The organism is Streptomyces milbemycinicus (genome assembly GCF_002154605.1).
GTDB lineage: Bacteria > Actinomycetota > Actinomycetes > Streptomycetales > Streptomycetaceae > Streptomyces > Streptomyces milbemycinicus.
Genome location: NZ_MUNE01001105.1, coordinates 1 through 2,524 on the forward strand (window position 1 = coordinate 1; position 2,524 = coordinate 2,524).

Here is a 2,524-nt window from a genome sequence, read left to right on the forward strand (position 1 = left end):
CCGGCTCGGTGTCCAGCAGCGAGAGGTTCGCGGTGAGCGTGGCGCGCGACCGGTCCGTCCGGAAGCCGCTGCCGCCGTTGCGGTAGGTGGTGGTGCGGGAGATGGCGAGGGCGCCCGGGTTGCCGTTGTCCGTGACGCCGTGCGCCGCGTTGCCGAAGGCGATGGCGTTGCGCAGCGAGTGGTCGGCGGGCGGGTCCACATCGCCACCGCCGCCCATCTTGAAGCCGTTGCCGTCACCGGTGAAGTCGGGGAAGTTCCACCGGTTGAACCCGTTGCCGTAGGCGATCGTGTTATCGATGGCGATCGGGGAGGTGAACTCCCAGGCGTCGAAGCCGTCGTCGGCGTTGTTCCACAGCCTGGCCCCGCGGACCCGATTGCCCTCGCCCTGACCCTCCTTGATGGCCAGGCCGTCGGCGCTCTCGCCGTTCTTGCGCGGGTCGTGGTTGCCGTACGAGTCGAGGTCCGCGATCAGGTTGCGGCTGGAGGTGCCCTGGAGCTGGAAACCGGACTCGTAGTTGTCGCGCGTGGTGAGCCCGGTGAACTCGTTGTCGTTGCAGCCGGCGCAGTAGATCCCGTACGGCCCGCGGATGATCTCCAGATCCCGGATCCGCCAGTACGAGGCCTCCTGGTGGATGGCCCCGCGCTCGGCCCGGGGGATGGAGCCGCCGACCGGGGTGTGGCTGGCGGGCAGCCGCTCGCCGTCGATGACGACGTGCTCACCGGAGTAGTTGGCCAGCGTGATGGGGCTGCCCGCCGTACCGGAGGTGGCGATGGTGATGTTGTCGGTCAGCTCGTAGGTGCCACCGCGGACCGCGATGGTGTCTCCGGGTCCGCTTCGGTCCACCGCCGCCTGGATGGGGGCCAGCGGGTCCTCCAGGGTGCCCGCGCCGGTGTCGTGCCCGCCCACGGCCACGACGATCTGCCGCGCCGCGGCGGCGGCAGGCGCGGCGGGTAATGCCCGTGGCGCGCCCACCGCCGCCAGGGACACCGCGCCGAGCAGCACCGTCACGGCTTTGTTGACCTTCACTGGGCTCATCCCTTCACCGGTCCGTCCTGGCCTCCGGCTCTATGTCGCCGCCCCGGCCCGATAGGTTGCCGCCTACCGGAGCGATGAGCGCGCCGGCGCCGCCCGGCGCTTACAGGCCCTGCGAGAGCAGCAGCTCATGGGCCAGCCGGGCGCCGCGGGCCGCCGCCTCCACCGCCAGGGCATCGTCCTGTGTCGGGATGTTCTCCAGGCCCTGCGCGAGCGCCCGGACCGCGTCCGCCAGGGTCTGCACCTGTGTCTCCAGCAGCCGCAGCCGCTCCTCTTCACTCTGTGTGTCCAGGGTGCTCGGGCGGGTTCCGGCACCCTGCTCGGGGGTGTGGTTCGTCATCTCGGGGCCCTCCTCCCGGGTGCGTGGTCGCCAAGGAGTGGCGTCTCCTCTCAGCGTCGCACCTGGGGCGGCGCCGCGGTACGCCGGTCCGGGCCCGCTCTGCCGTGCTCACGATCGCGGAGCGATCGGCTCCGACTCCGTGGCGTAGCCGGACCACGGCGAGATCATCCGCCGGCCGCCTCCATGTCCCGCAGGGCCGCCAGGAGTTGCGGTGTCACATACCGCTGGGTACGGGCCGACTGCTCGGCTGAATAGCCCCGGGGCACCGCCTCGACCAGCATGATCAGATAGAGATAGGCGCGGTAGAGCGCCAGGCGCAGCCGTACGGAATCGTCGAAGCGCGGTGGACCGGCGACCGCGGCGTATCCGGACAGGAAGTCCGCGTCGTCCTCCACGTTTCCCAGCAGCGCCAGCGAGACGAAGTCGGCCACCGGATCGCCCCAGAACATCCGCTCGCCATCGATGACGCCGCTGAGTGTTCGGGCCCCCGCCGCGCCGTCGAGCAGCAGATTTCCCTCCCATAGGTCGAAATGCACCAGGGTGGGCGTGACCACATCGTCGAGTACGCCCGCCACCGCGGCGAACAGCTCTCTGACGCGGGCCACTGGCACAGGCAGTGAGGCCCGGTGGCGCTCGGCGTCGTCGAGCACCGCGTCCATCATCCCCGTGAAGGCCTGCCGCCAGGTCGCTGTCGGCGGGCCGAAGGGTTCGGCGGGGTAGCCGAAGCCGGTTCCGGCCACGGTGTGGAGGCGGGCGACCAGCCGTCCGAGCTCTTCCCTGAGCCGGCGGCGCTCGTCGTCAGGGACCGACCCGGAGATCTCATGCCATGGCGTGCCGGGGCGCAGGGTGCTGATCAGACAGGGCCCGCCGGCCGCGTGCGGATCGAGTTCGCTGTGCACGACCTCGGGGACCGGGATGTCCGCCGCGGTGGCCGCCGAGGCGTAGAAGAGCACTTCGCCCCGCAGGAGTTCGTGCTCGTAGCCGAGTCGGGGGGTGTCCGGGGGCGGAGGGATCTTCACCACCCACTGCCGTTGGTCGTCGAGGTCGACGCGTACCACGGTGTTGTAGGTGCCGCCGGACAGTGGTGTGTAGCGCGCGGCGTCCGCGTCGGCGACGCCCGTGGCCTTGAGCGCCGCGGCGGCCGCGGCGAT

3 protein-coding genes are annotated in these 2,524 nt (G+C 71.3%); all 3 read right to left on the reverse strand.

What is annotated here, in order from left to right; all coding sequences use genetic code 11:
• A partial coding sequence (locus CCN51_RS51360; protein WP_086861250.1) for a right-handed parallel beta-helix repeat-containing protein occupies positions 1 to 1,036 on the reverse strand: 1,036 nt, incomplete at its 3' end.
• Positions 1,037 to 1,136: 100 nt separating this feature from the next.
• The gene (locus CCN51_RS51365) at positions 1,137 to 1,373 is read right to left on the reverse strand and encodes a hypothetical protein (protein WP_014174450.1); all 237 of its coding nucleotides are present in this window, start codon (positions 1,371 to 1,373) and stop codon (positions 1,137 to 1,139) included.
• Positions 1,374 to 1,537: 164 nt separating this feature from the next.
• Entirely contained in the window at positions 1,538 to 2,524 is a 987-nt protein-coding gene (locus CCN51_RS51370; protein WP_043489326.1) for a phosphotransferase family protein, read from the reverse strand.

Excerpts from the sequence above, each read along its gene's own strand:
- CCN51_RS51365 (WP_014174450.1), bottom strand. The coding sequence starts at position 1,373 with ATGACGAACCACACCCCCGAGCAGGGTGCCGGAACCCGCCCGAGCACC.